Origin of the sequence: Ferrovibrio sp. (assembly GCF_035304305.1) — a bacterium.
GTDB lineage: Bacteria > Pseudomonadota > Alphaproteobacteria > Ferrovibrionales > Ferrovibrionaceae > Ferrovibrio.
This window is the reverse complement of sequence record NZ_DATGQG010000038.1, coordinates 14,842-38,587: the sequence shown is the minus strand read 5'-3', so window position 1 is coordinate 38,587 and position 23,746 is coordinate 14,842. Positions and strand designations below refer to the sequence as shown.

At 67.1% G+C, this 23,746-nt stretch carries 24 protein-coding genes and 1 riboswitch; of the genes, 10 read left to right on the top strand and 14 right to left on the bottom strand.

The features are described 5' to 3' along the window. Nucleotides 1-66 precede the first annotated feature (66 nt). Nucleotides 67-1,212: a molecular chaperone DnaJ gene (dnaJ, locus tag VKZ87_RS04590; RefSeq protein ID WP_324220072.1), complete on the top strand. Its 1,146-nt coding sequence runs from the start codon at nt 67-69 to the stop codon at nt 1,210-1,212. Nucleotides 1,213-1,264: 52 nt separating this feature from the next. Here the strand turns inward: dnaJ and VKZ87_RS04585 are convergent, their stop codons facing one another. Beyond that, entirely contained in the window at nt 1,265-2,419 is a 1,155-nt protein-coding gene (locus tag VKZ87_RS04585) for a winged helix-turn-helix domain-containing protein (protein WP_324220071.1), read from the bottom strand. A 139-nt stretch (nt 2,420-2,558) separates the two neighbouring features. Between VKZ87_RS04585 and dapB the strand changes: the two genes are divergently transcribed. Next, nucleotides 2,559-3,362 carry a 4-hydroxy-tetrahydrodipicolinate reductase gene (gene dapB / locus VKZ87_RS04580; RefSeq protein ID WP_324220108.1) on the top strand — a complete coding sequence of 268 codons (804 nt, stop codon included), beginning with the start codon at nt 2,559-2,561 and terminating at the stop codon, nt 3,360-3,362. A gap of 104 nt (nt 3,363-3,466) precedes the next feature. On the opposite strand, the gene VKZ87_RS04575 is transcribed toward dapB, so the two are convergent. Further along, complete coding sequence (locus VKZ87_RS04575; RefSeq protein WP_324220070.1) at nt 3,467-3,799, bottom strand: carboxymuconolactone decarboxylase family protein; 333 nt, start codon at nt 3,797-3,799, stop codon at nt 3,467-3,469. A gap of 126 nt (nt 3,800-3,925) precedes the next feature. After that, nucleotides 3,926-4,453: a DUF2244 domain-containing protein gene (locus tag VKZ87_RS04570; RefSeq protein ID WP_324220069.1), complete on the bottom strand. Its 528-nt coding sequence runs from the start codon at nt 4,451-4,453 to the stop codon at nt 3,926-3,928. A gap of 124 nt (nt 4,454-4,577) precedes the next feature. Between VKZ87_RS04570 and VKZ87_RS04565 the strand changes: the two genes are divergently transcribed. The 3 genes from VKZ87_RS04565 to VKZ87_RS04555 are packed head-to-tail and all read left to right on the top strand — an operon-like array spanning nt 4,578 to nt 7,403. After that, nucleotides 4,578-5,825 (top strand): threonine ammonia-lyase, encoded by a 1,248-nt coding sequence (locus VKZ87_RS04565; protein WP_324220068.1) that lies wholly within the window; start codon nt 4,578-4,580, stop codon nt 5,823-5,825. 29 nt (nt 5,826-5,854) lie between these two features. Then, nucleotides 5,855-6,619 carry an SDR family oxidoreductase gene (locus VKZ87_RS04560; protein WP_324220067.1) on the top strand — a complete coding sequence of 255 codons (765 nt, stop codon included), beginning with the start codon at nt 5,855-5,857 and terminating at the stop codon, nt 6,617-6,619. Between the two features lie 13 nt (nt 6,620-6,632). Next, nucleotides 6,633-7,403: a glutamine amidotransferase-related protein gene (locus VKZ87_RS04555; RefSeq protein ID WP_324220066.1), complete on the top strand. Its 771-nt coding sequence runs from the start codon at nt 6,633-6,635 to the stop codon at nt 7,401-7,403. Here VKZ87_RS04555 and VKZ87_RS04550 read toward each other — a convergent pair. After that, on the bottom strand, nt 7,344-8,915 hold the full coding sequence (locus tag VKZ87_RS04550) for an RsmB/NOP family class I SAM-dependent RNA methyltransferase (protein ID WP_324220065.1): 1,572 nt from the start codon (nt 8,913-8,915) through the stop codon (nt 7,344-7,346). The genes VKZ87_RS04555 and VKZ87_RS04550 overlap by 60 nt on opposite strands. Nucleotides 8,916-9,039: 124 nt before the next feature. Between VKZ87_RS04550 and VKZ87_RS04545 the strand changes: the two genes are divergently transcribed. Further along, nucleotides 9,040-9,813 carry a creatininase family protein gene (locus tag VKZ87_RS04545; protein ID WP_324220064.1) on the top strand — a complete coding sequence of 258 codons (774 nt, stop codon included), beginning with the start codon at nt 9,040-9,042 and terminating at the stop codon, nt 9,811-9,813. A gap of 9 nt (nt 9,814-9,822) precedes the next feature. On the opposite strand, the gene VKZ87_RS04540 is transcribed toward VKZ87_RS04545, so the two are convergent. Together VKZ87_RS04540 and hutI are read right to left on the bottom strand one after the other, a co-directional pair. Beyond that, the gene (locus tag VKZ87_RS04540) at nt 9,823-10,167 is read right to left on the bottom strand and encodes a hypothetical protein (protein WP_324220063.1); all 345 of its coding nucleotides are present in this window, start codon (nt 10,165-10,167) and stop codon (nt 9,823-9,825) included. Between the two features lie 107 nt (nt 10,168-10,274). After that, nucleotides 10,275-11,498 carry an imidazolonepropionase gene (gene hutI, locus VKZ87_RS04535; protein WP_324220062.1) on the bottom strand — a complete coding sequence of 408 codons (1,224 nt, stop codon included), beginning with the start codon at nt 11,496-11,498 and terminating at the stop codon, nt 10,275-10,277. Between the two features lie 65 nt (nt 11,499-11,563). On the opposite strand from hutI, the gene VKZ87_RS04530 reads away from it, so the two are divergent. Further along, nucleotides 11,564-12,946, top strand: a complete 1,383-nt coding sequence (locus VKZ87_RS04530; protein ID WP_324220061.1) for a formimidoylglutamate deiminase — start codon at nt 11,564-11,566, stop codon at nt 12,944-12,946. On the opposite strand, the gene argE is transcribed toward VKZ87_RS04530, so the two are convergent. From argE to epmA, 7 genes are all read right to left on the bottom strand, one after another. Further along, nucleotides 12,923-14,131, bottom strand: a complete 1,209-nt coding sequence (gene argE, locus VKZ87_RS04525) for an acetylornithine deacetylase (protein WP_324220060.1) — start codon at nt 14,129-14,131, stop codon at nt 12,923-12,925. The two genes, VKZ87_RS04530 and argE, sit on opposite strands and share 24 nt — an antisense overlap. Nucleotides 14,132-14,177: 46 nt before the next feature. After that, nucleotides 14,178-14,792 (bottom strand): GTP cyclohydrolase I FolE, encoded by a 615-nt coding sequence (gene folE / locus VKZ87_RS04520; protein ID WP_414655624.1) that lies wholly within the window; start codon nt 14,790-14,792, stop codon nt 14,178-14,180. 163 nt (nt 14,793-14,955) lie between these two features. After that, nucleotides 14,956-15,348, bottom strand: coding sequence for a Co2+/Mg2+ efflux protein ApaG (gene apaG, locus VKZ87_RS04515; protein ID WP_324220059.1), 393 nt, complete (start codon nt 15,346-15,348; stop codon nt 14,956-14,958). A gap of 157 nt (nt 15,349-15,505) precedes the next feature. After that, nucleotides 15,506-16,546, bottom strand: coding sequence for an OmpA family protein (locus VKZ87_RS04510; RefSeq protein ID WP_324220058.1), 1,041 nt, complete (start codon nt 16,544-16,546; stop codon nt 15,506-15,508). Nucleotides 16,547-16,695: 149 nt separating this feature from the next. Continuing rightward, nucleotides 16,696-17,907: an O-succinylhomoserine sulfhydrylase gene (metZ, locus tag VKZ87_RS04505; protein ID WP_324220057.1), complete on the bottom strand. Its 1,212-nt coding sequence runs from the start codon at nt 17,905-17,907 to the stop codon at nt 16,696-16,698. A 75-nt stretch (nt 17,908-17,982) separates the two neighbouring features. Next, nucleotides 17,983-18,062: riboswitch (SAM riboswitch) on the bottom strand. 197 nt (nt 18,063-18,259) lie between these two features. Then, complete coding sequence (locus VKZ87_RS04500; RefSeq protein WP_324220056.1) at nt 18,260-18,928, bottom strand: extensin family protein; 669 nt, start codon at nt 18,926-18,928, stop codon at nt 18,260-18,262. Further along, nucleotides 18,925-20,046, bottom strand: coding sequence for an EF-P lysine aminoacylase EpmA (epmA, locus tag VKZ87_RS04495; protein ID WP_324220055.1), 1,122 nt, complete (start codon nt 20,044-20,046; stop codon nt 18,925-18,927). Before epmA ends, VKZ87_RS04500 begins: the two co-directional genes overlap by 4 nt. A gap of 59 nt (nt 20,047-20,105) precedes the next feature. Between epmA and efp the strand changes: the two genes are divergently transcribed. Next, a complete protein-coding gene (gene efp / locus VKZ87_RS04490; protein WP_324220054.1) occupies nt 20,106-20,678 on the top strand; it encodes an elongation factor P in 573 nt (190 codons plus the stop codon). A gap of 92 nt (nt 20,679-20,770) precedes the next feature. Here the strand turns inward: efp and VKZ87_RS04485 are convergent, their stop codons facing one another. After that, nucleotides 20,771-21,931, bottom strand: a complete 1,161-nt coding sequence (locus VKZ87_RS04485; protein ID WP_324220053.1) for an MFS transporter — start codon at nt 21,929-21,931, stop codon at nt 20,771-20,773. A 205-nt stretch (nt 21,932-22,136) separates the two neighbouring features. Here VKZ87_RS04485 and VKZ87_RS04480 point away from each other — a divergent pair, with 205 nt between their 5' ends. Further along, nucleotides 22,137-22,934, top strand: a complete 798-nt coding sequence (locus tag VKZ87_RS04480) for an ABC transporter ATP-binding protein (RefSeq protein ID WP_324220052.1) — start codon at nt 22,137-22,139, stop codon at nt 22,932-22,934. Then, nucleotides 22,931-23,704 (top strand): ABC transporter permease, encoded by a 774-nt coding sequence (locus VKZ87_RS04475; RefSeq protein WP_324220051.1) that lies wholly within the window; start codon nt 22,931-22,933, stop codon nt 23,702-23,704. Before VKZ87_RS04480 ends, VKZ87_RS04475 begins: the two co-directional genes overlap by 4 nt. Nucleotides 23,705-23,746 lie beyond the last annotated feature (42 nt).

Here is a 23,746-nt window from a genome sequence, read left to right as displayed (position 1 = left end):
CTCCACGGGCGCCCGGTCTGCTTCGGGCGTGCCGGAGCGGGCCGCTCCAAGAGACAAAGCTGACCCATGGCGACAAAACGCGACTATTACGAGCTTCTGGGCGTGAGCCGCGACGCCACGGCTGAAGACCTGAAAAAAGCCTACCGCAAGCTGGCCATGCAGTATCACCCGGATCGCAATCCGGGCGACAAGGAGGCCGAGCAGAAGTTCAAGGAAATCAACGAGGCCTACGACGTCCTCAAGGACGACCAGAAGCGCGCGGCCTACGACCAGTACGGCCATGCCGCGTTCGAGGGCGGACGGGGCGGCGGTGCCGGTGCCGGCTTCGATTTCACGTCGTTTTCCGACATCTTCGACGACCTGTTCGGCGAGTTCATGGGCGGCCGCGCCGGCGGCGGGCGCTCGAGCGCCAATCGCGGTTCCGACCTGCGCTACAATCTCGAGATCACGCTGGAAGACTGCTTCAAGGGCAAGGCGGCCAAGATCCGCGTGCCCACGTCGGTTTCCTGCGAGGCCTGCGACGGCTCCGGCGCCGAGGCCGGCGCGCAGCCGATCGCCTGCCCGACCTGCAAGGGCCATGGCAAGATCCGCGCCCAGCAGGGCTTCTTCACCATCGAGCGCAGCTGCCCGACCTGCGGCGGCATGGGCCGGGTGATCGAGAAACCCTGCAAGGTCTGCGGCGGCGCCGGCCGCGTGCACAAGGAAAAGACGCTTGCCGTCGACATCCCGCCGGGCGTGGACGAGGGCAACCGCATCCGTCTCGCCGGCGAAGGCGAGGCCGGCATCCGCGGCGGCGCGCCGGGCGACCTCTATGTCTTCCTCACGGTGAAGCCGCACCGCCTGTTCCGCCGCGAGGGCCAGCACCTGCATTGCCGCGTACCGGTCTCGATGATCACCGCCACGCTCGGCGGCGTCATCGAGGTGCCGACGCTCGACGGCGGCAAGGCGCGGGTCACCATTCCCGAAGGCACCCAGACCGGCAAGCAGTTCCGCCTGCGCGGCAAGGGCATGCCCTCGCTGCAGCAGTCCGGCTTCGGTGCCGGCTACGGCGACCTCTACATCCAGGTGATGGTCGAGACGCCGGTGCGCCTGAACAAGCGCCAGCGCGAGCTGCTGGAGGAATTCGCCCAGATCGAAAACGAGGAATCGAGCCCGGAAAGCTCGGGCTTCTTCGCCAAGGTGAAGGAAATGCTCGGCGGCAAGCCGGAGTAAGGGCGCATATTCCGGTATGCAGAATCCCTCGCCCGCCTGCGGGAGAGGGAATTCATTTTCCGAGCTGAAACGCCTCGAACCGTTCCAGTGCTTCCTCGATCAGGCGCTTGCGTTCCATCCGCGCGCCTTTCGCGATCCAGGTCCATTGCTGCATCAGCAGCCTGCCCTTCTCGCGGTCGGTCTTGAGATCGAGCACGGCGACGATCCCGTCGCCCAGCAACACCGGCAGGCCGAAATAGCCGAAGACGCGCTTCTCCTTCGGCAGATAGGCCTCGAAGCGATGCTCATAGCCGAAGAAGAGCTGCAGCCGCCTGCGCTGGATGACCAGCGGATCGAACGGCGAGAGAATATGCACGCCGCCGGAGAGCGGCGGCAGCACCTCCTCCAGCGCCTCCGGCCGCGCCCAGTGCGCCTGTTTCCCCGCCCCTTCCAGCGCCACGGGGACAAGTTCACCGCGCCGCACGCGGCGTTCGATCACCGCCCGTACTGCTGGCTTGCGGCCTGCATCGAGATGGCAGATCGAATCCAGACTCACCAGTCCCTGCGCGCGCAGCGCACGGTCGAGCACGTATTCCGCCACCTCGCGCTCGCTTGCCGCCTTCGGCAGCCTCTCCCAGCCGAAATGCCGCGTGGTGAGATCGTAGGTTTTCACCATGCCGGACCGCGCGCTCACCGTCAGGATGCCTTTGAAGAAGGCGAGCTGCAGCGCGCGCTTGGACGGCTTGCGGCTCGCCCAGGGATGATCCTTCTCGCGCAGTTCGTCGTCGTCGATGTCGCGGATGGTGAGCGGCCCGCCCTCGCGGATCAGCCGCAGCACCTTGCGCATGTCCTTCGGCTGCACGCTGGCGAACCAGCCGCGGCTGTCCCAGTCCTGCTTCATCGCACGGACGAAGAAGCGGAAGTCGCGCACCGGCACATAGGACAGCGCATGGGTCCAGTATTCGAAAACCGTTTTGTCGACATCCTGCGCCTGGTGCAGATGGGCGCGCCGGTAATCGGGAATCCGCGTGAACAGGATATGGTGGTGGCAGCGCTCGATCACGTTGATCGTGTCGATCTGCACATAACCGAGATGCTCCACTGCGGCCCGCGTCGCTTCCGGCCCGCTGCCGAAGGGCGTCGGCTCGTCCAGCCGCTGCGCCCGCAGCCAGAGCCGGCGGGCCTGGGCAAGATTCATGCTGAGGGGCTGCTGGGACGGACGGGGCATCGATTCGGCTCCGCTCCATCTTAGGAACTCTTTTTGTTCCCGGGCAACCGGGCTTCGCGCCGACCGGTGACTGCCGCGAAAGCCTGCTGCTAGAGTGCCGCCGGTTTCGTCACTCGCAGGGGAGAACAACATGCCCGACATTCGCATCGGTATCGTCGGCGTGGCGGGCCGCATGGGTCAGGCGATCCTGCGCGAGATCGCCGCCACCAGCGGCGCCGTGCTGGCGGGCGGCAGCGAACGCCCGGGCTCGCCGCTGGCCGGCCGGGATCCCGGCGAACTGGCCGGCATCGGCCCGACCGGGGTAAAGATCGTCGACGATCCCGCCCTGCTCTTCACCAATGTCGATGCGGTGATCGATTTCTCGACGCCCGCCGTGGTCGCCCACAATGCCGCGCTCGCGGCCCAGGCCAAGGCCGCCTACATCGTCGGCATCACCGGGCTGGAGAGCGAGCATCTCGAAGCGCTGAAGAAATGCGCCCATCACACGGTGATCGTGCAGAGCTACAACATGAGCTTGGGCGTCAACCTGATGGCGGGCCTGGTGCGCCAGATGGCGGCAACCCTGGGCGAGGACTGGGATATCGAGATCGTCGAGATGCATCACCGCATGAAGGTGGACGCGCCTTCGGGCACCGCGATCATGCTGGGCGAGGCGGCGGCGCAGGGCCGCGGCGTGCTGCTGGAAAAGGTGGCGGATCGCGGTCGCGACGGCATCACCGGCGCGCGGCGGAAAGGCAATATCGGCTTCGCGGCGCTGCGCGGCGGCAACGTCATCGGCGAGCATACGGTGATCTTCGCCGCCGACAACGAGCGCATCGAGATCACCCACAAGGCGGCCGACCGCGCCATGTTCGCCAAGGGCGCCGTGCGCGCCGCGCTCTGGGCCAAGGGCAAACCCTCCGGCCTCTACCGCATGTCCGACGTGCTGGGCCTGAGCGGCTAGCGGGCAGCGGCTCGCAATCCGCGATGAACGCGCCCGGATACGGAAATCGTCGTCCTCGCGCCGGTCGCGAGGGCGACGATCCTGGGGAATGGACTGCCGTTTCCCTATTCCTTCGGCGCCATCGTCTCCAGCGCGATGGCGGAATGGGCGAAGGCGCCGCCGGCGCGCATCTCGGCCGCCACCCAGATCGCCTCCATCACCTGCTCCGGCGTCGCGCCGGCGCGGGTCGCCGCCTTCGTATGGCCCTGGATGCAATAGGGGCATTGCGTCACATGGGCGACCGCCACCGCGATCAGCTGCTTGGTCTTCGCGTCCAGCGCCCCGTCCTGGAACACCGCCTGGCTGAACTGGCGGAAGGCCGCCTCGGGCCCGGGCGCAAGCTCGCGGCGCCGGTCGGCCAGGGCTTTGGTCGCTTTGGGATAGAGGGAATCGCTCATGGCTTTCGTTTCTCCTTGCTGGGTTGCGGGCCGGGTGACGGACTGAAGCCGGTTTTGGGGGAAAAGCAGCCCGGACGCCTGCTGGGGCGTCCGCCGGCGGCGGCTGTAAAGCGTTCGCGCCGGGCTCTAGGTCTGGCCGAGGGGGAACAGGCCGCCGGCGGGGCTGCGCTGCTGCTGCAGCGCATGTCGCAGGGCGGCGGCCAGATCGCGGCGCTCGTCGGGACTGAGGAAGCCGCCCACCTCGGTGGCGCGGCCATGGCTGCACAGGCTGAGCGCGGCGTATTCGTCGTCGTCGCGGCATTCGACGCGCAGCCAGTAGGGCTGCAGCTTCGTCACCCGCTCGCGGCCCCGGTCGTCGCGGCGCAGAATGGTCAGGCCGCTGTCATCCAGCCGGATGAATTCGCGTGCCTGCCCCTGCCGGTAACTGTAGCGGAAGGCAAGCCAGAGCAGCGCCACATCGAGACCGAGGAAGCCGAAAACCGGCCAGGCGCCAAGCAGCCAGAAACCGGTGCCCGCCACGAAGTTGACGCCGCCGAAGACAGACATCAGAATCATGAAGCCGCGCGGCGACAGCGAGCGGTGCGGCCTCAGTTCTGCCTCGAAAAGCGGCCTGTCCGGGCCGGGCCTTCCATATGGCGACCCGTCATCCGGCATCCCGTTATCCGCCGGCCTGTCATGCAGGGACCTGTCATGCGGCGCTTCCATGGCGTCAAAGGTAGTCCCGCGCGGCAGGAAGTCCAAGCCGTTCCGCGCTGCCGCCGCCATTCCGGGAGTTGATATGAACAGTAACGTGGCAGCCGGACCCGCCCTGATCCCGGCAATCAATCTCGACGACGTGCGCGCGGCGGCGGAACGCATCCGCGGCGCTGTCGCCGTGACGCCCTGCCTGCAGTCGTGGACTTTGTCGAAGCTGACCGGCGCCAAGGTCTGGCTGAAATTCGAGAATCACCAGTTTACCGCGAGCTTCAAGGAGCGCGGCGCGTTGAACAAGCTGCTGCAGCTGTCCGACGACGAGCGCCGGCGCGGTGTGATCGCGATGTCGGCCGGCAACCACGCCCAGGGTGTCGCCTATCACGCCGGGCGACTGGGAATTCCCGCCACCATCGTGATGCCGAAGACCACGCCTTTCGTGAAGGTGCGCCATGTGAAGGCTTTCGGCGCGAGGGTTGTGCAGGAGGGTGAAACCCTGGCCGAGGCCGCCGCGAAGGCCGGGCAGCTCGCCCGCGACGAAAATCTCGTCTTCGTCCATCCGTACGACGATCCCGCCATCATGGCCGGCCAGGGCACGATGGCGCTGGAAATGCTGGAACAGGCGCCGCAGCTGCAGGACCTGATCGTGCCGGTGGGCGGCGGCGGCCTGATCGCCGGCATGGCGACGGCGGCGAAGGCGCTGAAGCCCGAAATGCGCATCTTCGGCGTCGAAAGCGAACTCTACACGGCCATGCACCAGCAGATGCATGGCCAGCCGGTGAGTGTCGGCGGCATCTCTATCGCCGAGGGCATTTCCGTGCGCGATGTCGGCCGCGCGCCGATGGAAGTGGCGCGCCGGCTGGTGGAAGACGTGCTGATCGTACGCGAGGCCGATATCGAACGCGCCATCGTGGCGCTGGTCGAGATCGAGAAGACCGTGACCGAAGGCGCGGGCGCCGCCGGCCTCGCCGCCCTGATGGCCAATCCGGAGCGGTTCAGGGATCGCCATGTCGGCATCGTGATCTCCGGCGGCAATGTCGATACCCGGCTGCTCGCCTCCGTGCTGATGCGCGGACTGGTGCGCGACGGCCGCCTGGCCCGCATCATCGTCATGACCGACGACGCGCCGGGCCGACTGGCGAAGGCATCGGGCGTGATCGGCCAGGCGGGCGTCAACATCGTGGAAGTGGCGCACCAGCGGCTGTTCACGCTGGCATCGGCCAAATCCACGGAGATCGAATTCGTCGTCGAGGCGCGCGATCGCGCCCACCTGGACGAGCTGCTGAAAGCACTGGTCGATGCCGGACTGCCGGCCAAACTCGAAGAGCCGGATTGATCGGATAACAAAAGCAGGAGGAAACGGACATGACGGGCCGCGTAGCCAACAAAGTCGCGCTGATTACCGGCGGAGCCTCGGGGCTCGGCCGGGCCACCGCCATGCTGATGGCAAAGGAAGGCGCGAAGGTTGTCGTTGCCGACCGGAACCTCGAGGGCGCGCGCAAGGTTGCCGAGGAAATCGGCAAGGCGGCCATCGCGGTCGATCTCGACGTCACCAGCGAGCAGCAGTGGATCGCGGCACTGGACGTGACCGAAGCCGCCTTCGGCAAGCTGAATGTCATGGTGCATTCGGCCGGCGTCGGCGTACTGAAGAGCGTGGAAGACATTTCGGTGGAGGAGTGGCGCTTCGTGCACAGCGTCAACCTCGACGGCCCCTTCCTCGGCATCAAGCACGGCCTGCCGCGGATGCGCAAGCATGCACCCGGCTCGATCGTCATCATTTCCTCGGTCTCGGGCATCATCGCCGGCCACAACATGTCGGCCTACAACACCTCGAAGGCCGGCGCCCGCATGCTGGCCAAGACCACGGCGCTGCACTGCGCCAAGCGCGGCTATGACATCCGCTGCAACTCGGTGCATCCCACCTTCATCGACACGCCCATGGTGCAGTCGATGATCTATGCCGGCGGCGACCCGGCCGAACGCAAGCGCAAGCTGGAGGCGCAGGTGCCCCTGGGCAAGCTGGGCGAGCCGGACGACGTGGCCTACTGCATCCTGCACCTAGCCTCGGACGAGTCGAAATTCACCACCGGGGCCGAATTCGTGATCGACGGCGGCATCACGGCGCAATAGATATAGGGGTGAGATGCAGGCGGCAGATCCCTCCCCGGCCCAGAGTGCGCAGCCATCCATCCTGATGATCGTGCATCAGGAGAGTTCCGATCCCGGCCGGATCGGAGACAAGCTGCGCGAACGCGGTTTCCGCCTCGACATCCGCCGTCCCTGCCTCGGGCAGGAGCTGCCCGGACAGCCGCAGGATTATGCCGGCTGCGTGGTGTTCGGCGGGCCGATGAGCGCCAATGACGACCATCTCGACTTCATCCGCGCCGAGATCGCCTATATCCCGAAGGTCGTCGCCAGCGGCACGCCCTTCCTGGGCATCTGTCTCGGCGCGCAGCTGCTGGCCCGTGCCGGGGGCGCCCGGGTGGCACCCAACAGCGAGGGCTGGCACGAGATCGGCTATTACCCGGTGAAGCCCACCGAAGCCGGCCGCGACCTCTTCCCCGACCCGCTGCATATCTTCCAGTGGCATGGCGAAGGCTTCGATCTGCCGGCCGGCGCCGAACGGCTGGCCGCAACCGAATGGTATCCGAACCAGGCGATGCGGGTCGGCGGCAACGCCTATGGCCTGCAGTTCCATCCCGAAGTGACGGGCGCGATGATGCAGCGCTGGAGCACGATGGCGGGTCATCGCCTGGTGCTGCCGGGCGCCCAGGCGCGCGACGTCATGCGCGAGGGCTATCGCCGTTTCGATGCCGGTATTTCCGCCTGGCTCGACGGCTTCCTCGACAAATGGCTAGGCGCTGCGGACCAGAATCGCGGCGAAGAAACCGTCGGTGCCGTGGCGGCCGGGTGAGAGGCTGAGGTAAGGCCCCGGCACCGGGCAGGCGCCGCCGATGGTCTGCGGCCAGACTTCGGTTACCGGCAGAACCGCGAAGTCCGGCCAGCGCCGGAGGAACGCCTCCACCTGCCGCTCGTTTTCGTCGAGCAGCACCGAGCAGGTCACGTAGACGAGCCGTCCGCCCGGCTTCACGAGCCTGGCCGCGCGGTCGAGGATCTCGGCCTGGCGCGGGACAAGTTCTTCCAGATCCTGCGGCGTCAGGCGCCATTTCGCATCCGGCTTGCGGCGCCAGGTGCCGGTACCGGTGCAGGGCGCATCCACCAGCACGCGGTCGGCCAGTTCGCGATGGCGCTTCAGCCATTTCGGCTCGATGGCGCGGCATTCGGCATTATGGGCGCCGGCCCGCCGCAGGCGCAGCCGCGCCTGCTGCAGCCGCCCGCTGCTGATATCGATGGCAACTAGCCGCCCGGTACTCTGCATCGCCGCCGCCAGCACCAGCGTCTTGCCGCCCGCACCGGCGCAGAAATCGACGACGAATTTCGCGCCTTTCGCATCGACCAGCTGGGCGGCCAGCTGCGAGCCTTCGTCCTGCGGCTCGATCAGTCCCTCGGCATAGGCCTGGGTGTTGTTGACATAGGCCTGCGGCGACAGGCGCAGGCCGAGCGGCGAGAACGGCGTCGGCTGGCTGCGCAGCTCTTCCGCCGCCAGCGCCGCTTCCGCCGCTGCGCGCGTGGTCTTGAGCGGATTGATGCGCACATCCAGCGGCGCGGGCCGCAGCATGGCGCCTAGCTCGAGCTCGAGATCGGCGCCGAAGCGTTCCTTCAGATGCGGCAGAATCCACTCCGGCACGCTGTGCTTCACGGCCTGCGGCATCTTCGGATGTTCCAGCGTATGGCCATCCAGCTTGCGCAGGACCGGCGCCACGGCATCCGGCTGCTCGAACAGCCAGAGCAGATTGTCGGGCTTGGCGCCGGAGACCAGGATGCGATGCGCCGCGACGCGCAATGCGTTGTCCGGTTCCGCGCCTGCTTCCGTAAGCCACCAGTCGAGCTTGCCGCGCTGCCGCAACACGTCTTCGCTCAGGCCGATCAGCGCCGTGCGCTCGGCCGCATCGAAGGCGCGATGATGCTGGCGCATCCAGGCATGACGCACGCGATCGGCCGGATCGCCGGATTGCGTGATGGCGTCCAGCAGCGCCGCCGCGCCATCGATGACCTTGCGGTTGGTTCCCGGGCGGCTGCCGCCGGCGCGGCGCTCGGCCGGGCGGCGGGCGTCACGCTGCCTGCCGTCCGGACTCCTGGTTCCGGGTCGCCTGTTTTCCGGCCGCGTATTCTCCGGCCGCCTGTTCTCGGCCCGCTTGCTGTCGGGGCGCTTTCCCTCCGCGCGGTCGCGATCACCCCGGCCGGCAGCCGGCGCATTGCGCTGCGGGCCGCGCGCGGTCTTCGCATCCCCGTCCCGGCGGGATCGCGGCGAGGGTCTGTCGCCGTCTCGACGGGGCGGTCTGCTGCTGGGCGGGCGACGGGGCACGGCTTTCACTCTCGCGGGATCAGGAGGCGCACTCATAGGCTCTGCCGCGGGCTGCGGCAAGCCGGACACCGGATATGATAGAGGTCGATATGGCACACGGAGCCGGACATGATAGGCTGGCGTCGTGACCAATGCCGTCAAACCCCGCACCGGATTCCGCCTCGCCGACCTGACCTGGATGGAGGCGGCCGACCTGATCGGCGACGATTTGCCCGTGGTGCTGCCGATCGGCGCCGCGGCCCGGGCCCATGGGCCGCATCTGCCGCTGGGCACCGACCGGCTGGTGGTAGAGGCGGTGGCCGAGCGGCTGCTGGCCGCGATGCCGGTGCTGGTGGCACCGACCATCGGCCAGGGTTACCACCCGGAGGTGATGGACTATCCGGGCAGCCAGCATCTCGAAGCCGGCACCTTCACCGCCCTCGTCACCGAGATCATCGAAGGCTATCTGCGCCATGGCGCCGAGCGCGTGCTGCTGCTCAACAACGGCCCCTCTACCGCGGCGCCGCTCAGGCTGGCGACCCAGACGATCCTGCAGCGCCATGGCATCCAGGTGGTCACGGCCGACCTGGCGCTGCTGGGCGACAGCTGCGGCATCGACTGGGCCGATCCGGAGGGCGGCGAGCGCGATACCTCGCTGCTGCTGGCGATCATTCCCGGGCTCGTGCGGCTGGATCGCCTGTCGGAAACGGCCATGCCCGAGAGCGATGCGGCAGACCTGCAGCTGCACCAGCCGGTGCGGCTGACGCCCGAGGAACGGCCGGGCGCCCAGCTCAACCGCAGCGGCGCCACCGGCGATGCGACGGCGGCAACGGCGGAGAAAGGCGAGAAGCTGCTGGCGGCGATCGTCGACGAGATCGTGGCCGACATGCGGGCGCTCTGGCCCGACCTGCAGCCCTAGAAAACCCGGTCAGATGACCCGCAGGTTGCGGGGATTGTTGCGCAGCTTGAGATCGTTCACCGCGACTTCGAGCACGTTGATGGCGCGCTTGACCTCGTCGATCTGCTGCTTCAGATCGCCGATATCCTTCTTGAGATCGTTCAGTTCGTCGTAGGTGAGCTGCGCCGCACGCTCGTTGTCGGCAAAGAACTTGTTGTAGGCGGCGAACTGCTTCTCGATGCTGCTCATGCGCATGTCGAGGGTGAGGCGGATCTGGCTGATACGCTGCTCGAAATTGCCGAGATGAAGCAGCAGCCACGCACCCAGCCAGAGCAGAACGATGGCGCCGCCGGCAACGTAGAACCAGTCACTCATGGGTCACCTGCCCAAAAGGGTGAATCATGCATTCCCTTACGGCAAGCATAAAAGGCGCGTCCGCGCTGTGCAATCTTGTTCGCCGCTGTGGTTAACGCCGATGGGCTTCAGTGCCGTAGCGGCCTTCCGCCGAAAACCACCTGGCGACAGGGATTGAGGCCGATCTGGTAGGCCAGCGCGGCTGGACGATCGATGTCCCAGACCACGAAATCCGCAGCCCGCCCCGGCGCGAGAATGCCGTGCGATTCGCCCAGCCCCAGCGCTGCTGCAGCATGACGCGTCACGCCCGCCAGCGCCTCTTCCGGCGTCAGGCGGAACAGCGTGCAGGCCATGTTCAGGATCAGCAGCAGCGAGGAGACCGGCGAGGTTCCCGGATTGCAGTCGGTGGAGACCGCCATCCGCACGCCATGCCGGCGCAGCAGATCGACGGGCGGCAGTTTCGTCTCGCGCAGCACGTAGAAGGCGCCGGGCAGCAGCACAGCCACCGTGCCGGCCTGCGCCATGGCCTTTGCGCCGGCCTCGTCCAGATGCTCGAGATGATCGGCGGAAAGCGCGCCGTATTCGGCCGCCAGCGCCGCGCCATTCATGTTGCTGAGCTGCTCGGCATGAAGCTTGACCGGCAGGCCGTGCTTCTTCGCCGTGTCGAAGACGCGCCGCGTCTGCGCGGCATCGAAGCCAATGGTCTCGCAGAAGGCATCCACCGCATCGGCGAGGCCGCTGCTCGCCGCTTCGGGGATGATCTCGCGGCAGACGAGATCGATGTAGCCATCCGCATTGCCTTTGAATTCCGGCGGCACGGCATGGGCGGCCAGCAGGGTGGTCCGCACGCGCACGGGATAGCGCTCGCCGAGGCGCCGCGCCACGCGCAGGCATTTCAGCTCGTTCCCGGGATCGAGGCCATAGCCCGACTTGATCTCAATGGTGGTGACGCCCTCGGCCAGCAGCGCGCGCAGGCGCCTCTCGCTCTGCCGCAGCAGCTCTTCCTCGTCGGCCTGGCGCGTGGCCGCAACCGTCGAAACGATACCGCCGCCGGCGCGGGCGATCTCCTCATAGCTCGCGCCGTTCAGCCGCAGCTCGAATTCATGGGCGCGGCTGCCGCCATAGACCAGATGGGTATGGCAGTCGATCAGGCCCGGCGTGATCCAGCCGCCGCCGAGATCATGCACCGCCGTTTCCGGACCGATATTTCCGGCCGGCAGGTCGCGCGCCAGACCGATCCAGGCGATGCGGCCATCCTTCAGGGCGATGGCACCGTCGCGGATCGCCCCGAAGGCCTCGCCCCCGGGCTGCATGGTCGCGATATCCGCATTGCGCCAGACGCTGTCCCACATGCCGCACGCCTTCCGTTCAGAAGCCATATCTGCCAACTTATATATACAACCCCGAGGACCCCGTCATGCGCCGCTTCCTATTGCGTCACGCCCTGCTGCCGGACGGCTGGCACGACGATGTGCTGGTCGAGGTCGATGCAGGCGGCATGATTACGGCGGTGACGCCGCAAAGCACGGCGAAAGATGCCGAGCCGGTCGGCGGCATCACCCTGCCCGGCCTGCCGAACCTGCACAGCCACGCCTTCCAGCGCGCCATGGCCGGCCTGGCGGAGCGCAGCGGACCGGCGGGCGGCGACAGCTTCTGGACCTGGCGCGAAACCATGTATCGCTTCGCCGCCAGGCTGACGCCGGAGGATATCGAAGCGATTGCAACGCAGCTCTATGCCGAGATGCTGCAGGCCGGCTATACGGCGGTGGCCGAATTCCACTACGTGCACCACCAGCCCGATGGCAGCGCCTACGACGACCCGGCCGAACTGAGCTGGCGCGTGCTGGCGGCCGCGGACTCGACCGGCATCGCGCTGACCCATTTGCCCGTGCTCTATCGCTATGGCGGTTTCGGCGCGCGCGCGCCGCAGGAGCGGCAGCGGCGCTTCCTGCATGATGCACCGGCGTATGCGAGGCTGCTGGAGCGGCTGGCGCCTGCCTTCCGCGACCGCGGCGACCGGCGGCTCGGCATCGCGCCGCATTCGCTGCGCGCCGTCTCGCCCGAACTACTGGATCAGGCGCTGGAGATGATCGATGCGATCGACAATGGCGCGCCCGTTCACATCCACATCGCCGAGCAGACCGCCGAGGTGGAGGATTGCATCGCCTGGTCGGGCCGGCGGCCGGTGGAATGGCTGCTCGACCATTGCGCGGTGGGCGCCCGGTGGTGCCTGGTGCATGCCACCCATATGACGGATGCCGAAACGGCACGGCTGGCGGCATCGCAGGCCGTGGCCGGCCTCTGCCCGAGCACCGAGGCCAATCTCGGCGACGGCATCTTTCCGGCCGTAAGCTACCTCGCGCAGGACGGCCGCTTCGGCATCGGCTCGGACAGCCATATCGGCGTGCATGCGGCGGAAGACCTGCGGCTGCTGGAATACGGCCAGCGCCTGCTGCATCGCGGCCGCAACCTGCTGGCGGGCAGGCCGGAACGCTCGACCGGGCGCCGGCTGTTCGATGCGGCCTGCCGCGGCGGCGCCCAGGCCCTGGGCCTGAAGCTCGGCGCGATCACGTCAGGCTGCCGCGCCGATTTCGTCTGCCTGGACGAGGATGCGCCGGCGCTGGCCGGGCGCCGCGGCGATGCGGCGCTGGATGCCTGGATCTTTACCTCAACGCCGCAATCGCCGATCCGCGAGGTCTATGCGGGCGGCAGACGCGTGGTCGAGAACCGCCGGCATGTCCGCGCCGGCGACTACGCCGCGCGCTACCGGGAAGCCCTAGACCGCATCCTGCAGGAATGACAGGCTGCCGTCGTCGCGGCAGAAATCGATCAGCCTCTGCATGAAGGCCTCGCCGGCGGCGACTTCCGACAGTTCGATATATTCGTCCGGCTTGTGCGCCTCGCGGATATTGCCCGGTCCGCAGACCACGGCAGGAATGCCCGCCTCGTGGAAGATGCCGGCCTCGGTGCCATAGGCGACCGCATGGGTCTGGTTCTGGCCGGCCAGCCGGAGCGCCAGCGTCTCGGCCGGATTGACGCCCACGGGCAGGAAGCCCGGCACGCGCGCCACCATCTTCGTCTCGATCCCCGTGCCGGCATGGACCTTCCGCATGTCGGGCAGCAGCTGTTCCTCGGCGAATTTCTGCACGGCATCGAAGATGGCCAGATCGTGCTCGGGCTTCACGCTGCGCACATCCCATTCCAGCAGGCATTCGCGGGCGAGGATGTTGCGCGCGGTGCCGCCATGCACCTGCCCCACCGTGATGGTGGTATGCGGCGGGGTGAAGCGGTGGTCGCAATGCTCCGGCTTCTGGTATTCGCGCTGGAGCCGATTCATCTCCGCGATCAGCTCGCCGGCGACCTGCACGGCATTGACGCCCTGGTGCGTCGCCGAGGAATGCGCCTCCAGCCCGCGCACCACCGTGTTGCAGGCGCAGACGCTCTTGTGCGCGGTGACGACCTGCATCTCGGTCGGCTCGCCGATGATCGCCAGCCGCGGCATCATGCCGCTGTGCTTCACGTAATCGACGATGCCATGTACCCCGAAACAGCCGACCTCCTCGTCATAGGAGAAGGCGAAATGCAGCGGCACGCTGAGCGGCCTGGCCAGCATCTCGGGCAGCATGGCCAGGCAGATCGCGATGAAGCTCTTCATGTCCGCGGTGCCGCGGCCGAACAGCCTGCCGCCGCGCTCGACCACGCGGAACGGATCGCTCGACCAGGGCTGGCCGTCCACCGGCACCACGTCGGTATGGCCCGAGAGTACGATGCCCGGCCGGTCCTTCGGCCCGATCGTGGCGTAGAGATTCGCCTTCGTCCGCGTCGCGTCGAAGATGCGTTCGGAGGCGATGCCATGCTGCGCCAGATAATCGGCAATCGCATCGATGAGGGCGAGGTTGCTGAGGCGGCTGGTGGTGTCGAAGGCGATCAGGCGTTCGATCCAGTCCAGCGCAGCGCGACTGGGGACAGGCTGTGCGGATGTCATGACCGGGTTCAGGTGGGTGGTGCGATAGCGTTGATCGGCGGCAGGTTCACTCGGCCCGGCTGGCCGGATTGCCGATCATGGCGAGGAATTCCTGCCGTGTGCGCGGATCCTCCCGGAAAGCGCCCAGCATGCGGCTGGTCACCATGGTGACGCCCGGCTTGTGCACGCCGCGGGTGGTCATGCACTGATGCGCCGCCTCGATCACCACGGCGACGCCGCGCGGCTGCAGCACGGCGCTGATCGTGTTGGCGATCTGGGCGGTCATCTTTTCCTGGATCTGCAGCCGCTTGGCGTAGACTTCCACCACACGTGCCAGTTTCGAGATGCCGACCACGCGGGTACTCGGCAGATAGGCGACGTGGGCCTTGCCGACGATCGGCACCATGTGATGCTCGCAGTAGCTTTCCAGCCGGATGTCGCGCAGGACGACCATCTCGTCATAGCCGTCGATTTCCTCGAAGGTGCGCTCCAGCAGCGCGACGGCATCCTCCTTGTAGCCGGCGAAGAATTCCTCGTAGGACCGCACCACGCGGTCGGGCGTGCCGCGCAGGCCTTCCCGTTCCGGGTCGTCGCCGGCCCAGCGCAGCAGCGTGCGCACGGCCTCCTCGGCTTCCGCGCGGCTCGGTCGAACCACATCGGGCCGCTCGACCAGATTGGCAATCGCCTTCGCGGCGCCTGATTTGGGTGCGTTGCTCACGATATCTCTCCTGGCTGGCGACGGATCGGTCGGTCTGCCCCGCCCGGATTATAGGCCACTCCGGCGGCGGCAGGCCATTCGCGCAAGCCATAATGTGATGCCGGATTCAGTCCCGGCACCGCCGTGTTCAGTTGACCCGGCGGGCCTCATGGGGCAGGTCCAGCGAAAAAGCGGGGATATTCACCTCGAACTGCTCGCCGCTCTCGGTCTCCATCTGGTAGGTGCCCACCATGAAGCCCGACGAGGTCGGCAGCGGCGTGCCGCTGGTATATTCGAAACTCTCGCCCGGTCCGAGCACCGGCTCCTCGCCCACCACGCCCGGCCCGCGCACTTCCTGGACCCGGCCGCGGGCGTCGGTGATGCGCCAGTAGCGGCTGCGCAGCTGAACGGTATCTGCGCCGCCATTCTCGATCTTCACGTTGTAGGCCCAGACGTAATAGCCCTCGTCCGGCGAGGACTGCTCCTCAAGGTAGATCGGCTCCACGGTTACCGAGATGTCGCGTGTGGTCTGCTGATACATGCCAATCCGTCCGCGGCTGGTGCCACATCACGGCAATAATCTAGGGATTGCGGTCGTCATGTCCAGCCGGCAGGACGACGCCCTGCAGGAGCCTCCGCCAAAAGAAACGGCCGCCCCTGCCTGCGCAGGAGCGGCCGCGATGACGTTCTGCGCCGGCTTACTTGCGCAGGAACAGTTCGGCGCGACGGTTCTCGTCGTTGCGGACGCCGTCGGCAGTCGGAACGCGCGGACGACTTTCGCCGAAGGCGGCCGTCTGGATCGCGTTCTGTCCGATGCCCTTGCTGCGCAGGTAGGCGGCAACCGATTCCGCACGACGCTGCGACAGACGCTGGTTGTAAGCATCGCTGCCCGAACGGTCGGCATGGCCCTCGATGACGATGTTGGTCATGCCGGTCGACCGGAAGTCAGCGATGGCGCGATCAAGCACCTGCGCCGCAACCGGGCTGACTTCCGCGCGGTCGAAGGCAAAGAACACGACATAGGTCTCGGGCAGACGCGGCGGCGGCGGCGGCGGAGCGGCAGCAGCCGGGGCCGGAGCCGGCGCGGGAGCCGGAGCGGCAACGGCGGGCTGCGGCGCGGGGGCCGGAGCGCCGAAGCGGTAGGTCAGACCGAGCATGACGGTGTGGATCGAATGATCGCCCTCGACGCCGCCGCCAAAATCGGGGTCGCCGCCGAACTGGTAGCGATAATCCGCGCTCACCAGCCAGTTGTTGTTCAGCGCGTACCACAGACCGGCAATGCCCTGTGCGGCCCAGGTGGTATCCTGGCCGCTGCCCGTCACGCCACCGGCAGTGACGTCACCCGAGAAGCGGGCAACACCGAGGCCGGCGCCGAGATAGGGGCTCCAGTTGCCGTTTGGCAGGAAATCGTAATTCAGATTGGCGAAGACGGTGTACATCTTCAGCTCGCCACTCGCGGCGATGCCGCCGTTGGCGCCGTCGACATCCCAGTCGCGAATGCCGAGTTCGAGTTCCGGACGCAGGCCGTTGCCGAGTGCATAGCCACCCTTCAGCAGGGCAGCCCAGCCAGTGTCGAACTCCAGCGTGGTGACAGGCGCGGCACCGGAAATGTCGGCATCCTCAATCCAGGATGCACCGCCGGCGATACCGACATACGGACCCTGGCCCTGCGCCACCGCCGGGGCCGATGCCAGACCCACCAGGGCGGCGCCGGCCAGCAGAGCGATACGAACATTCATCGAGAATCTCCTTGGAACGTGTTGGAGCCGCAGCGGACTCGGGACGCCTCAACCTGAGGGAACTATAGCAGCAGCCCCGGGCCGTCCGGAAACGTTAACGCGTGGCGGAAATTCGAAAATCCACCCCTGTGGCAGATGGGCAACACAGATCAACTTGCATTTTCAAGGGCCTGTAACAGATCCTCGATCAGGTCCCGGGGATCTTCCAGCCCAACCGACAGTCGCAGCAGGTCATCACTGATACCGAGCCGCGCACGCTCCTCCTCGCTCAACCTCTGGTGGGTTGTCGTCGCGGGATGTGTGACCAGACTCTTCGCATCCCCCAGATTGTTCGAAATATCGATTATTTTCAACGCATTAAGGAACCTGAAGGCCGCCGCCTTGCCGCCTTTCGGGGCGAAGGCGATCATGCCGCCGCCGGCGCTCATCTGGCGCCGGGCAAGGGCATGCTGGGGGTGATCCGGTCGGCCCGGGTAGATCAGCTTTGCCACCTGCGGATGGGCCGCCAGGGCATCCGCCACGCTCGCGGCATTCGACACATGGCGGGCCACCCGCAGTTCCAGGGTTTCCAGCCCCTTGAGCAGCACCCAGGCGTTGAACGGGCTCAGCGCCGGGCCAGTATGCTTCAGGTAGGGGGCAAGTTCGTCCTCGATGAAGCTTTTCGGGCCGAGCACGATGCCGCCCAAGCAGCGGCCCTGGCCATCGATATGCTTGGTGGCGGAATAGACGACGATATCGGCGCCCAGTTCCAGCGGCTTCTGCAGCACCGGGGTGGCGAACACATTGTCGATCACCAGCCGCGCGCCATGCCGGTGCGCCAGCGCGGCAACCGCGGCAATGTCGACCAGTTCCAGGGTCGGATTGGCCGGCGTCTCCAGGAATACGACCCTGGTGCGCGGCGTGATCGCCGCCTCCCACTGCGCCAGATCGGTGCCGTCGACCATGGTGCTCTTCACGCCGAAGCGCGGCAGCAGGTCGTTGACGATATAGGCGATCGACCCGAAGACCGCGCGCGAGCAGACGATCTCGTCGCCGGCGCGCAGCTGGCAGGTAAGCGCGGCATTCACCGCGGCCATGCCGCTCGCGGTGGCGCGCGCATCCTCGGCGCCCTCGATCAGCGCCATGCGCTGCTCGAACATCCGCACCGTGGGGTTTTCGTAGCGGCTGTAAACGAAGCCGGGCTGCTCGCCCTTGAACCGTGCCTCCGCGGCCTCGGCATTCTCGTAGGTGAAGCCGGAATTGAGGAACAGGGCTTCCGAGGTCTCGCCATAAGGTGAACGCTGCGTGGCGCCGCGCACCATGCGGGTGGCCAGCCGCCAGCCCTGAGTGTTTTTCCCTTTGCCGCCGCTCGCGTCGTCCATCGTCCTGCGCCCATCGTCTCGGCCGGACCGCGCTGCGGGGGCAACAAAAAACCCCGGCACCGCAGGCCCGGGGTTTCGTCAAACCACCCGACCTTTTAGCGGTTTGTTTAACGTGGTCCGCAAGCCGGTCGGCTCAAATCACCACGAAGACGAGGCGTCATACGGCGCGGCTGCGGCGCCGTCAAGAACAAATTGCGCGGCTTCCGGCGTCTGGGCTGCGATTCAGTCGCCGCCTGGCACCCCTGAACGCCGCCCAGCGCAGAAGCTGGAGATAAATGCTGGGCTGCAGGTTCGCCATTGCCACCGACTGGATGTTCAGCTGTTGCGCCATCTGCGGGCCTGTATATTGGCCTTACGCCCCGCAGCGCTTCCACTGGCTGATATCCCAGTGGAAATGCTTGGCATGGCTGGCATCGGCATTGGGCCCCAGCACCACCGAGAAATAGCGGCAGGCCTGCCGGCTGACCTGCCGCAGGAAATCGCCTTCCCGCCCGCGGGCGCGGAAGTGGTCGGCGATCGAAATCCGCGTGCCGTCCGCCAGGGTGAAACCCCAGATGTCGATGGCGCGGCCATGGCCATGTTCGCTGATCCGGGCGCCGTTGCCGGTCATGCGCTTACAGTTGAAACCGCCGGCGTGATTGATACTGCCCAGCGGCTTGCCGAACACGCGCAAGGCCTCGGGCTGCATCACCTCGCGCTCGAACTGCATCAGCCGCAGCGCCAGTGGACAGGTCACTTCCACCGGCCGGTTCAGCGGCACACCGGTGCGGATCAGCCGCACGCCGTTGACCAGCGTGCAGCCGCCCTTCCCCGGCTGGGCCTGGGCGATCAGCTCGAATTCGGCCCCGGTGGCGGCGAGATCGTTGAGGCAGGCGGACTGGATGGCATCCCGGTTCGGCCAGAGCCGCAGATCGCCCGACGGCGCCACCACCGGCGGGGGCGGCAGCTGCGGCAGCTGCCGCGGCGCGCAGGCGGCGACGACCAGCAGAAGGAGTATCGTGGCGGCCCGCGCCGTCGTCATTCGCTCACCGGCAGCCACAGCACCTCCTCGATCCGGTCCGCGCCGGTCAGCAGCATGATCAGGCGATCGACGCCGAGTGCGATGCCGGCGCAGTCGGGCAGGCCATGCTCCAGCGCGGCGATGAAATCTGCATCGACCGGGTAATCGTAGCCGTAGAGCTGCTTCTTCAGCGCCATATCGGCCCTGAAGCGGCGGTCCTGCTCGGCCGCGTCGGTGAGTTCGGAAAACGCATTGGCGAGTTCCACGCCGCAGGCATAGAGCTCGAAGCGTTCCGCCAGATGCGGCGCATCCTGTTTCGGCCTGCTGAGCGCCGCCATGTGGATCGGATAATCGTAAAGGATGCAGGGCGCGCCGATACCGAGATGCGGCTCCACCTTCTCCAGCGCGACGCGGAAATAGAGGTCGTCCCAGCTGTCGCCGTCGGAGACGCGCACGCCGATGCGCTGGCAGGCCTGGCGCATGGCGGCAAGATCGGGCTGCAGCGGATCGGTGCCGATGCAGGCGGCAAGATCGAGGCCGGCGAAACGCGCGAGCGCCTCATGCACGGTCAGATACTGCCACGGCCGGTCGATCACGGCCTCCTGCCCCTGCCAGCGCAGCACGGGCCGCTGCGCTGCCCGGGCCACCGCCCGCAGCAGCTGCTCGCAATCCTCCATGATCCGGCGGTAATCCTCGCCGGCGCGGTACCATTCCAGCATCAGGAAGGCGGGATGATGCAGGGCGGCGCGCTCGCCATTGCGGAAGACCGGCGCCAGCTGGAACAGCCTGTCCTCGCCGGCGGCCAGCAGCTTCTTCATGGCGAATTCCGGCGAGGTATGGAGATAGAGCGTCTGCCGCTCGCCGCCCGGAAGTTCCAGCTCGGTGGCGAAGGCCTTCAGATGCGGCTCCAGCCCGGGCGAAACCTGGAGCGCCGGGGTCTCCACCTCAGCGAAACCTTCGCCGGAAAACCAGTCGCGGATGGCGCGCAGGACGGCCTGGCGCACCTGCAGATTCGGCCGCCGCCGGGCATAGATGTCGGGCCGCCACCAGGGCGCCCGTCCCGAACTGCCGCCATCCTGCATTTTCGCGCTGACCCGGGTTGAGAAGGAATATCCGACCTGATAGTTTCCGCCCGGCATTTTCGCAAGCGGGTCCGCAGCAAGCTCGGGGCCCGCTATTCGTTTCCGGAGAGACATGTATGGCCAAGGTGAACGCCAACCAGTTGCGCAAGGGCAACGTGGTCGAGATCAACGGTAAGCTTTTCGCCGTGCTGACCGCCCAGAACATCCAGCCCGGCAAGGGCACGCCGGTGACGCAGCTCGATCTGCGCGACCTGGCGACCGGCCTGAAGACCACCGAGCGCTACCGCACCACCGAGTCGGTCGAGCGCGTCTTCATCGACACCCGCGAATTCCAGTACCTGTTCACCGAGGGCGACACGATCACCTTCATGGATATCGAGACCTACGAGCAGATCCCGGTGCCGGCCGACGTGGTGGGCGACCAGGCGGTCTGGCTGCAGGACGGCATGCATGTCGAGATCGCGCTCTATGAGGGCAGGCCGGTTTCGGTCACCCTGCCGCAGACCGTGGTGATGGAGATCACCGAAACCGAGCCGACGGTGAAGGGCCAGACGGCCTCCTCCTCCTACAAGCCGGCGATCGTCTCCAACGGCCAGCGCGTCATGGTGCCGCCGCATATCACCGCAGGCGTGCGCATCGTGATCAACATCCAGGAAGGCGGCGTCTACATGGAGCGCGCCAAGGACTGATCCACTCCGCGCAATACCCGCGCGGATCCGGGTCCATTCGCGCCCCGGCCCGGGAAACCGGCCGGGGCGCATCTGTTTTCCGCCGCGATGTCTCAGGCAAACCGCAGCCGGTTCCGGCGGCGCCACAGCAGCCAGGCGCAGGCGCCGCCGGCCAGCGACAGTGGCAGCATCGTCACATAGGCAAGGCCGCCGATCGCGGCAAAGACCGGCCCTATCGCCAGGGTCGCCAGCGCCAGCATCGCCGAATTGGCCGCGGTATAAAGGCTCTGCGCGGTCGCCGAGACGTCGGGATCGACGCCCTCGGCCATCAGCCGCATGGCGCCGAGATGGGCGCAGCCGAAGGTCGCGGCATGCAGCAGGTTCAGCACCACCAGCGCCGGGAAATCCTCCACCACGCCGGTCAGGCCCCAGCGCAGCACGCCGCCCGCGCAGGCGAGCAGCAGCAGGCCGGCGCCGCCCACCTTCAGCGCCACGCGCTGGCCGGCGGCGAACAGGATCACCTCCGCCAGCACGCCCTCGGCCCAGAGGAAACCGATCTGCGCATCGCTCAGTCCCGCGCCGCGCCAGTGCAGCGTGCCGAAGGTGTAGAACATGGCATGGGTCGCCTGCAGGCAGGCATTGGCGCCGAGGAAGGCAAGGAACAGTCTGCTGCGCAGCAGCAGCCTGGCGGGTGCGCCAAGCTTGGGCCGGTCGAGCGGCAGGCGGATATCGGGCAGCAGGTGGCTGCAGCATGCCATGACGAACGTGCCGGCGAACAGCAGCGCGAGGATCCAGTCGTCCGGGCGGCCCTTCAGCCACAGTCCCGAAAGATAGGCGGCGACGAGGAAGCTCACCGAACCCCAGAGCCGCATGCGGCCATACTGCACGCCGAAGCGGGCGGCCGAGAGCAGCGCGATGTTTTCGGTGAGCGGCGTGATCGGCGACCAGAGGATGCCGTGCAGCAGGCCGAGCAGGAAGATCGGCCAGAAGCCCTCGGCCCACCAGTAGGCGGTAAAGACGGCGACGCTGCCCCAGGCGAGCAGAATGATCGCCTGGCGGCGCGCGCTGCTGCGATCGACCAGATGCGCCGCCGCCGGCCCCGCCACGAGTCGCAGCAGGATCGCCGAGGACATCACGATGGCGATCTCCGTCGCGTTCAGGCCGCGCGATTCCAGCCATACCGACCAGAAGGGCAGATGCACGCCGGGCACCAGGAAGAAAGCCGCGAAAAATGCGCTGATCCGCCACGCGACGCCGCGCGCCTCGCTGCTCATCGTTTGCTCCTGTCGCACGGAAAAGAGGCAGGCAAAAAAGATTTACAATTCAACGGCAACAGTGTTTACAATTTCTGTTTGTGTGCGGCGCAAAAGAACGAGTCGCGGGGATTTCCAGGGGGATCAGGCGCATCATGCAGGTGTGTGTTCGACGGGGCGGCCGCAGAGTTGCGCGATGCCGCACCGGGTTTGTCCGAGGGCTTGCATGATGCAGGGACCGGCTTTCGTCAAGATCAACGGGGTCAGCCTCGTCTACCGGATGGCCGAGGAGCAGACGCTCGCGGTCGAGGATCTCTCGCTCGACATCAGGGAAGGCGAGTTCGTCGCCGTGGTCGGGCCGTCGGGCTGCGGCAAGTCCACGCTGATGAAGCTGGTGACTGGCCTGCTCAATCCGACCGCCGGCAGCATCACCATCGGCGGCAAGCCGGTGAAGGGCCCCGTCCAGGGCGTCGGCATGGCATTCCAGAACTCCACCCTGCTGCCCTGGCGCAGCACGCTCGACAACGTCATGCTGCCGCTCGAGATCGTCGAGCCGCACAAGCGCCGGCTGCGCAGCGAGCGCAAGGCCTATGTCGACCAGGCAATGGCGCTGCTCAGCACCGTCGGCCTCACCGAATTCGCCGAGAAGGCGCCGTGGCAGCTGTCCGGCGGCATGCAGCAGCGTGCCAATCTCTGCCGCGCCATCATCCACAATCCGCGGCTGCTGATGCTGGACGAGCCCTTCGCGGCGCTGGACGCCTTCACCCGCGAGGAATTGTGGGCCGTGATGCAGGCGCTGTGGATGGAGAAGCGCTTCACCGCGATCCTCATCACCCATGACCTGCGCGAGGCGGTCTATCTCGCCGACCGGGTCTTCGTGATGAGCAAGCGGCCCGGCCGGGTGATTCTGACCCGGGAGGTGGACATTCCGCGCCCCCGCACGCTGGACACCACCTTCGAGCCGTATTTCGGTTCCATCGTGCATGAACTGCGCGAGCATATCCATTCGGTGAGGGTGTCGTGACCGGCGAACGAGCGCTGCTGAAAGCCATGCCATGGCTGGTGACCATCGGCCTCTTCGTGCTCTGGGAAGCGGTCTGCATCGTCACCGGCATCGAGCCCTTCATCCTGCCGCGGCCGACGCTGGTCTTCGAGACCAGCGTGCAGTTCGCGCCGCAGATCCTGCACCATTCGCTGCAGACGCTGTACACCACCACCGCCGGCTTCGTGCTCGGCGTGGTCGGCGGCGCGCTGCTCGGGATCGCCATCGGCGCCTCGAAATTCGTCTACAACGGGCTCTATCCCGTGCTCGTCGGCTTCAACTCCATCCCCAAGGTGGCGCTGGTGCCGGTGCTGGTGATCTGGTTCGGCATCGGCACGGTGCCCGCCATCATCACCGCCTTCGTGATCTCGTTCTTCCCGATCGTGGTCAACGTCGCCACCGGGCTTGCCACCATCGAGCCGGAACTGCGCGACGTGCTGCGCTCGCTGGGCGCCAGCAAGCTGGAAATCCTGACCAAGATTGGACTTCCGCGCGCCATGCCCTATCTTTTCGCCTCGCTGAAGATCGCCATCACGCTCGCCTTTGTCGGCTCGGTGATCGCCGAGACGGTCGCGTCCAACGAGGGTATCGGCTACCTGATGCTTTCGGCCTCCTCGAGCTACAATGTGCCGCTGGTCTTTGCCGGGCTGGTCGTCGTGGCGATTATGGGCGTGCTGATGTATGCGGTAGCGGCCCTGTTCGAGCGGCGCATGACCGGGTGGGCCTTCCGCGGCAGCGATCTGATGACCTGACCCGGCCCCGCCGGGACGGGGAGGAACAGGGACCGGAGGCAG

Excerpts from the sequence above, each read along its gene's own strand:
- dnaJ (WP_324220072.1), top strand. The coding sequence starts at position 67 with ATGGCGACAAAACGCGACTATTACGAGCTTCTGGGCGTGAGCCGCGAC.
- VKZ87_RS04585 (WP_324220071.1), bottom strand. The coding sequence starts at position 2,419 with ATGCCCCGTCCGTCCCAGCAGCCCCTCAGCATGAATCTTGCCCAGGCC.
- VKZ87_RS04575 (WP_324220070.1), bottom strand. The coding sequence starts at position 3,799 with ATGAGCGATTCCCTCTATCCCAAAGCGACCAAAGCCCTGGCCGACCGG.
- VKZ87_RS04570 (WP_324220069.1), bottom strand. The coding sequence starts at position 4,453 with ATGCCGGATGACGGGTCGCCATATGGAAGGCCCGGCCCGGACAGGCCG.
- VKZ87_RS04565 (WP_324220068.1), top strand. The coding sequence starts at position 4,578 with ATGAACAGTAACGTGGCAGCCGGACCCGCCCTGATCCCGGCAATCAAT.
- VKZ87_RS04560 (WP_324220067.1), top strand. The coding sequence starts at position 5,855 with ATGACGGGCCGCGTAGCCAACAAAGTCGCGCTGATTACCGGCGGAGCC.
- VKZ87_RS04555 (WP_324220066.1), top strand. The coding sequence starts at position 6,633 with ATGCAGGCGGCAGATCCCTCCCCGGCCCAGAGTGCGCAGCCATCCATC.
- VKZ87_RS04540 (WP_324220063.1), bottom strand. The coding sequence starts at position 10,167 with ATGAGTGACTGGTTCTACGTTGCCGGCGGCGCCATCGTTCTGCTCTGG.
- hutI (WP_324220062.1), bottom strand. The coding sequence starts at position 11,498 with ATGTGGGACAGCGTCTGGCGCAATGCGGATATCGCGACCATGCAGCCC.
- VKZ87_RS04530 (WP_324220061.1), top strand. The coding sequence starts at position 11,564 with ATGCGCCGCTTCCTATTGCGTCACGCCCTGCTGCCGGACGGCTGGCAC.
- argE (WP_324220060.1), bottom strand. The coding sequence starts at position 14,131 with ATGACATCCGCACAGCCTGTCCCCAGTCGCGCTGCGCTGGACTGGATC.
- apaG (WP_324220059.1), bottom strand. The coding sequence starts at position 15,348 with ATGTATCAGCAGACCACACGCGACATCTCGGTAACCGTGGAGCCGATC.
- VKZ87_RS04510 (WP_324220058.1), bottom strand. The coding sequence starts at position 16,546 with ATGAATGTTCGTATCGCTCTGCTGGCCGGCGCCGCCCTGGTGGGTCTG.
- metZ (WP_324220057.1), bottom strand. The coding sequence starts at position 17,907 with ATGGACGACGCGAGCGGCGGCAAAGGGAAAAACACTCAGGGCTGGCGG.
- VKZ87_RS04500 (WP_324220056.1), bottom strand. The coding sequence starts at position 18,928 with ATGACGACGGCGCGGGCCGCCACGATACTCCTTCTGCTGGTCGTCGCC.
- epmA (WP_324220055.1), bottom strand. The coding sequence starts at position 20,046 with ATGCCGGGCGGAAACTATCAGGTCGGATATTCCTTCTCAACCCGGGTC.
- efp (WP_324220054.1), top strand. The coding sequence starts at position 20,106 with ATGGCCAAGGTGAACGCCAACCAGTTGCGCAAGGGCAACGTGGTCGAG.
- VKZ87_RS04485 (WP_324220053.1), bottom strand. The coding sequence starts at position 21,931 with ATGAGCAGCGAGGCGCGCGGCGTCGCGTGGCGGATCAGCGCATTTTTC.
- VKZ87_RS04480 (WP_324220052.1), top strand. The coding sequence starts at position 22,137 with ATGATGCAGGGACCGGCTTTCGTCAAGATCAACGGGGTCAGCCTCGTC.